At 75.0% G+C, this 5910-nt stretch carries 7 protein-coding genes; 1 reads left to right on the top strand and 6 read right to left on the bottom strand.

Annotated features, from left to right (window positions below; translation table 11 throughout):
• From ACTUAL_RS31565 to ACTUAL_RS31555, 3 genes are all read right to left on the bottom strand, one after another.
• A partial coding sequence (locus ACTUAL_RS31565) for a DUF952 domain-containing protein (protein WP_440902778.1) occupies window positions 1–170 on the bottom strand: 170 nt, incomplete at its 3' end.
• A 72-nt stretch (window positions 171–242) separates the two neighbouring features.
• Window positions 243–1187, bottom strand: coding sequence for a DUF5926 family protein (locus tag ACTUAL_RS31560; protein ID WP_440902777.1), 945 nt, complete (start codon window positions 1185–1187; stop codon window positions 243–245).
• 19 nt (window positions 1188–1206) lie between these two features.
• Entirely contained in the window at window positions 1207–1905 is a 699-nt protein-coding gene (locus ACTUAL_RS31555; protein ID WP_096490984.1) for a glycerophosphodiester phosphodiesterase, read from the bottom strand.
• Between the two features lie 120 nt (window positions 1906–2025).
• Here ACTUAL_RS31555 and ACTUAL_RS31550 point away from each other — a divergent pair, with 120 nt between their 5' ends.
• On the top strand, window positions 2026–3258 hold the full coding sequence (locus ACTUAL_RS31550; protein ID WP_440902776.1) for a cytochrome P450: 1233 nt from the start codon (window positions 2026–2028) through the stop codon (window positions 3256–3258).
• Window positions 3259–3286: 28 nt separating this feature from the next.
• Here the strand turns inward: ACTUAL_RS31550 and ACTUAL_RS31545 are convergent, their stop codons facing one another.
• The 3 genes from ACTUAL_RS31545 to ACTUAL_RS31535 form a co-directional block, all read right to left on the bottom strand.
• Complete coding sequence (locus tag ACTUAL_RS31545; RefSeq protein WP_096490982.1) at window positions 3287–4327, bottom strand: glycerophosphodiester phosphodiesterase family protein; 1041 nt, start codon at window positions 4325–4327, stop codon at window positions 3287–3289.
• Window positions 4328–4417: 90 nt separating this feature from the next.
• Window positions 4418–5326, bottom strand: coding sequence for a DUF4328 domain-containing protein (locus tag ACTUAL_RS31540; protein WP_440902775.1), 909 nt, complete (start codon window positions 5324–5326; stop codon window positions 4418–4420).
• A gap of 1 nt (window position 5327) precedes the next feature.
• Window positions 5328–5675, bottom strand: coding sequence for a rhodanese-like domain-containing protein (locus ACTUAL_RS31535; RefSeq protein ID WP_096490980.1), 348 nt, complete (start codon window positions 5673–5675; stop codon window positions 5328–5330).
• Between the last annotated feature and the right edge of the window lie 235 nt (window positions 5676–5910).

Genomic DNA, 5910 nt, shown 5'->3' with positions numbered 1-5910 from the left:
GGGTCGACGACCAGGAGGACCAGCCCGGACCGGTTCCGGTAGAGCGAGTTCGCGGGCAGGTGGACGGTTCCGGGGTCCGCGCAGTGCACGAACCCCTCCAGGTCGAGCGGGATCGCCCCGCTCTCCCTCGCCTCCGCCCAGTCCGCCCGCGTGCTGATCCGCAGGAGCACTTGTCCACACCTCCTGTGGAAAGCTGTGGATGAACCTGTGGTCAACTCGTCCCGACCGGGTGATCGCGCCTCCTAGCGGAGGGTGATCTGCCGTCCCCGCAGGCCGTCCCGCGACCGCCGCTCCGCCTCGCTCAGCGGCTCGGAGTCCAGGCTCGCCAGCGCGTCCAGCAGCCGCTTGCCCAGCGCCTCGGCCGGACCCGCCCACTCGCTGGAGTGCGACTCCCGGTCCAGGTCCCACACCGGCACGAGCAGGCCGTGCGCGCGGAACGAGCCCGCGTAGCGGGTGCCCTCGCCCAGGTCCAGCTCGCCGCGCACGGACAGCCGCGCCAGCGCCGCCAGCAGCTGCTCCTCCGGCTCCGGGCGCACCCAGCGCAGGTGCGCCTTGTCGCCCGCGTCCACCCAGTAGGCGGCCGTCACGCCGGGCGCGTCGACCCGCTCGGTCGGCAGGATCGCCGCGTTCGCCCGCTCCAGGGACAGCGCGACGTCGCCTGCGGGCTCGTTGCCCGGCGGCATCCACCACGCGAAGTCGGTGTGCAGCTCGGGGCTGACCGAGGCCTCGGCGTCCAGCAGGTCCTGCAGGCGGCCGGGGTTGGTCCCGTCCTCCGGGCCGACCACGGGCAGCACGTCGCCGGTCTCGGCGGTGTAGGCCCACTGCACGGCGCGGGCCAGGTCGCGGCTCAGGTCACCGGAGCGGGTCTGCACCTGGAGGCCGACGAACGCGGTGCCGTCGGCGCGCACCAGGCCCGCGGCGGCCATCGGCAGCACCGAGGCCAGCACGACCTCGCGCGGCGCGTCCTTGAGCGGCAGCTTCACCGTCGCCGAGGGCACGAACTCCCGCAGCGCGATCAGCTCCGCCTCCGACGCCAGCCCCGCGAAGGGCCGGGCGACGATGACGTCGGCCCCGCCGTCCGCGCCCCCGTGGCACGCCTTGTAGCGCTTGCCGGAGCCGCACGGGCACGGCTGGCGCGGGTTCACCCCGTCCGCCGACTTGCTCTTCACAGCCGTCCGCTTGGCCACGACTAAGCCTCCTCCTGGTTCAGGGGGCCAAGTCTGCCGCAAGGATCTTGCGGGTTCGCGCCGGGTGGTTGGTCGCCAGGTAGCGCACGCCCCGCTCGCGGCACAGGTCGATGTCGGGCGCGGTGTCCACCGTCCAGCAGTAAGCGCCCCGGCCGCGGCCCGGCGAGCGGCGCAGCAGGGACACGCCGGGTCCCGGCAGATCCGCCCATTCGGGTAGCCGCTGGGGCCACAGCCGGTCGAGCAGCCAGACCGTGGGGACGGTGGGGGCGAGCGCTTTGAAGCGGCGCACCGCGAGCGCGGAGAACGACATCATGCGCACGTCCAGCGAGTGCCGGGCCAGCTCCTCGGCGAGCCTGGCCTCCACCAGGCCGCCGGTGCGCACCGGGTGCTTGGTCTCCACGAACAGCGCGGTCCCGTGGTCGGCGGCCAGACCCGCCAGCTCCGCGAAGGTCAGCACGGGGGCCGGGTCGCCGCCGTGCCAGGAGCCGAAGTCGAGCGCGCGCAGCTCGGCGAGGGTGAGCGCGCCGACCGCGCCCCGCCCGTCGCTGGTGCGGGAGACGGTGCGGTCGTGGACGCAGACCAGCTGCTCGTCCCTGGTCAGGCGGACGTCGCACTCCAGCGCGTCGGCGCCCTCGGCGATCGCCAGCTCGTAGGCGGCGAGGGTGTGCTCGGGCAGGGCCGCGGAGGCGCCTCGGTGGGCGACCACTTCGGGGGACACGGGCCTGGATGCTCCCCGGTGGTCGCGGGTGGCGGCAAGCGCTCGCCGCGCGGGTCACAGCGGGCGGGACCCCCATCGGGTCACGGTCGGCCGTCCCTTCGGACGGGTGTCGCGTTTCCGATGGACGCGAGCGGTCCTCAAGACCTACCGTCCGGGGTCGTGGCGCCTTTCGACCAGAACGACCCCTCCTTCATCGCCGACCCGTACCCGGTCTTCGCCGCGCTGCGCGCCAGGGGCGAGGTGCACTGGCACGACGGGATGGGGCTCGCGGTCGCCGTGTCCCACGCCGCGTCGTCGGCGGTGCTGCGGCACCGGAGCCTCGGCAGGCTGTGGACGGACGCCAAGCCGCTGGAGGAGTTCGCCTCGTTCAACCTGCTGCACCGGAACTCGCTGCTGGAGAACGAGGGCGCGACGCACGCCCGGCTGCGGCGGCTGGTGTCGGCGGCGTTCGGGCGCGGGCACGTGGAGCGGCTGCGGCCCCGGATCGCGGAGCTGGCGGACCGGCTGGTCGACGGGCTGGTCGAGCGGGTGCGCGCGGACGGGTCGGCCGACCTGCTGGAGCACGTGGCCGGGCCGCTGCCGGTGGAGGTGATCGCCGAGCTGCTGGGGGTGCCGCACTCGGAGCGGTCGCTGCTCCAGCCGTGGTCGAACGCGATCGTGAAGATGTACGAGCACGGGCTGGCCGAGGACAAGCGGGCGGCGGCGGAGCGGGCGGCGCGGGAGTTCGTGGCGTACCTGCGGGAGGTCGTGGCGCTGCGGCGGCGGCAGCCGGGCGACGACCTGGTGTCCGACCTGGTCGCGGTGACCGACTCGGACGGGGCCCGGCTGAGCGAGGACGAGCTGGTGGCCACGGCGGTGCTGCTGCTGATGGCGGGGCACGAGGCGACCGTGAACGTGATCGGCAACGGGGTGCTGGCGCTGGTGGGGCACCGCGACCAGTGGGAGCGGCTGGTGGCCGACCCCGGTCTACTGGAGACCGCCGTCGAGGAGCTGATCCGGTACGACTCGCCGCTGCAGCTGTTCGAGCGGACCGCGACCAGGCGGGTGGAGATCGCCGGGCACGTGGTGGAGGAGGGCGCGAAGATCGCGGCCCTGCTGGGCGCGGCGGCGCGCGACCCGGAGGTGTTCGAGCGGCCGGACGAGTTCGACGTGGGGCGCACGCCCAACCAGCACCTCGGGTTCGGCATGGGCATCCACTACTGCCTCGGCGCGCCGCTCGCCCGGATCGAGGTGCAGGCGGCGGTGGACGCGCTGCGGCGCAAGCTGCCGGGGATGGAGCTGGCGGCGGAGCCGAGGCGGCGGGAGGAGTTCGTGATCCGGGGGCTGCACGAGCTGCCGCTGGGCGCGGGCTGAGCCCCCACCGCGCCGCCGGTGGTGGCGCTCAGCGGTGGTGGCGCTGGGGCAGGCGGTAGCCCAGGTCCGCCAGGACGGCGCGCAGCCGGTCCGGGTAGTCGGTGATCAGGCCGTCCACGCCGTCGCGGATGAGCTTGCGCATGGTGGCGGGGTCGTTGACGGTCCACGGGACGACCTCCAGCCCGTTCCGGTGCGCGTCCTCGACCAGTGCCCCGGTGGTGAACGGGACGTAGTCGGGGTCGCCGACCTTCCCGTTCTGCGGGTTGCCGTGCACCGGGGACAGCGCGGAGGCGCCGAAGCTGCGGGCGGCGCGGGCCGGGCTGCCGCCGAAGTCGGCCAGGTCGAGGCCGCCGGTCCAGGGCGAGCCGGGGGCGAGGAACTCGGGCTGGGTCAGGGCGATCACCGGCAGTCGCGGGGCGACCTTCCGCCACAGCATCAGGGTCCCCCAGTCGAAGGACTGGATGGTCACGTTGCGCTCGAAGCCGGAGCGGCGGATCTCGCGCCAGGTGACGTCGACGAACTGCTCGCGGGGCGCGGTCTCGTGCGGCGCGGCGGCCTCGACCTTGGTCTCCACGTTGAACCGGACGTCGTGCGCCCGGTAGCGGCGGGCGAGGGCGAACACCTCGGCGAGGGTGGGCATCCGGGCGCCGGGCGAGAGCTCCTGGTCCGGGTGCTGGGCCGAGCGGCGGGAGCCGCAGTCGAGCGTGCGGACCTGGGCGAAGTCCAGGTCCTTGACGTACTTGCCCGCGTAGGGGAACTCGGGGTCGCCGGGGCGGGCGGGGGCGGTGTCGACGCACTTGGCGGGGTTGGTCCTGCGGTCGTGCGTGACGACCTCGCGGCCGTCCCTGGTGATCTGGACGTCCAGCTCCAGGGTGGTGACACCGACCTCCAGGGCCTTGGCGAACGCGGCGAGCGTGCTCTCGACGGTGAGCCCGATGCCGCCCCGGTGGGCCTGGAGGTCGAAGTCGCGCTTGCCGTGCCCGTGCCCGGCTCCTCCGGTCCCGGCTCCGGCCGAGGCCGCGCCGGGGAGCAGGAGCATCACCACGAGTGCCGCGCCCAGTGCCCGCATGACCTCACCGTGGCAGAGCGGGCGGTCCCCGCTCAGGGCCTGTTCGGGGGACTCCGGGTGAACTCCGGGGAACGCGCGGCGGCGGAGGGGCTACCTGGGGGAACCGGATGCCCTGATCGCGCGCAGCTCGGGCGCCGGGGCGCCCTTCACGCCGACGACGCGCATCCGGCGCAGCGAGGCGGGGTCGAGCGGCAGGAGCAGGGTGGTGATGCGGCGGACCACGACGGCAGTGGTGAGCGCGACGCCCGCGGCGAGCAGGTCGGAGACGGCGTGCAGGAGGACGCCGTCGGCGAGGGCCTGCACGCTGTCTCGGAACGACCAGGCGACGGTGAGGGCGAAGAACAGCGCGGACGTCACCCAGAGCGCCCACCAGCGGAGCAGCAGCTTGGAGGGCTTGGGGCGGGCGTCGGCGGGCAGCCGGAGGGCGGCGTGCTCCAGCTCGGCGAGCACCGAGCCGGGGACGACCAGGTTCACGCCGGGGACGACCAGGCCGAGCACCAGCTCGCGCTCGGAGCGCGAGGGGGCGTAGCCGGAGGCGGCAGCGGCGGCGGCGCGGGCGGCGCGGACCCACAGGAAGGACAGGACGAGCGCGATGGCCGAGGTGATCCCGGCGACGGCCGAGGCGGCGACGACCATGGCGTCGGAGACGCCGACCGTCGTGGCGGACAGCGCGCCGGTGCGGCTGAGCAGGAGCAGGGTGTAGCGCCAGAGCTCGCTGCCCGCTGCCCACAGCGCGGTCATCCCGGCGAGGCCGAGGGCGTGGGAGGCGGTGCGGGCGAGGCGCTGCACCCGGTCGACGCGGTCGAGCGGGCGGGCCTCGTCGAGCGCGACCGAGGTGGGCCAGCGCCAGGCGAGCAGCGGGAAGCCCCAGCGCGGCGGCACCGGGTAGGACGGGGGTCCGGCGTAGGGCCGCCGGGCGCCGCCGAACCGGCGGGCGGGGTAGGCGCCGGGCGGCGGGGTCGCCACCCAGTCCACCCGCATCGGCTGAAGCGGTCGCACGTCAGATGACCTCCGGCTCCACGTCGGGCAGCTCGCCCACCATCGGCCTGCCCTGCATCGCCCAGGTCTGCATCCCGCCGTCGACGTTCACGGCGTCCCACCCGTTGGCGTTGAGGTACTCCGTGACCCGCGCCGACCGCCCGCCCATCCGGCAGACGACGTAGACGACGTCCGCCTCGGGCACCTCCCCGAGCCGCCCGGCGAGCTCGCTCATGGGGATGTGCACCGCACCGGGAGCGTGCCCGGCGGCCCACTCGTCGACCTCGCGCACGTCGAGCAGCACGGCGCCCTCGGGCAGCTCGGCGGGAACGTCGGACACCTCAACGCTGGGAACCGTCACACGGGACATGCTGCCACGGGTGGCATCGGGAGGGCATGAAGCCACAACTCGCGTGGCGCGCGCGTTCGACGCCCCCGGTGGGGGATCGACGCCCGCTGCGGCGGGGATCGCGGCCCGCGCGCCGGAGGGCCGCCCCCGCCTGCAGCGGGGACGGCCCTCCGGGTGTTCGGCGGGTCGGGTCCGTCAGTGCGAGGTGGCCTTCTCCGCACCGGCGCCGGTCAGGGCGCGGACCTCCATCTCGGCG

It is taken from the genome of Actinosynnema sp. (assembly GCF_052038725.1).
This window is presented reverse-complemented; position numbering and strand designations above follow the sequence as displayed.

Bases quoted from the DNA above. Each gene is read 5' to 3' on its own strand.
- ACTUAL_RS31550 (WP_440902776.1), top strand. From the start codon at position 2,026: ATGGACGCGAGCGGTCCTCAAGACCTACCGTCCGGGGTCGTGGCGCCT.
- ACTUAL_RS31545 (WP_096490982.1), bottom strand. From the start codon at position 4,327: ATGCGGGCACTGGGCGCGGCACTCGTGGTGATGCTCCTGCTCCCCGGC.
- ACTUAL_RS31535 (WP_096490980.1), bottom strand. From the start codon at position 5,675: ATGTCCCGTGTGACGGTTCCCAGCGTTGAGGTGTCCGACGTTCCCGCC.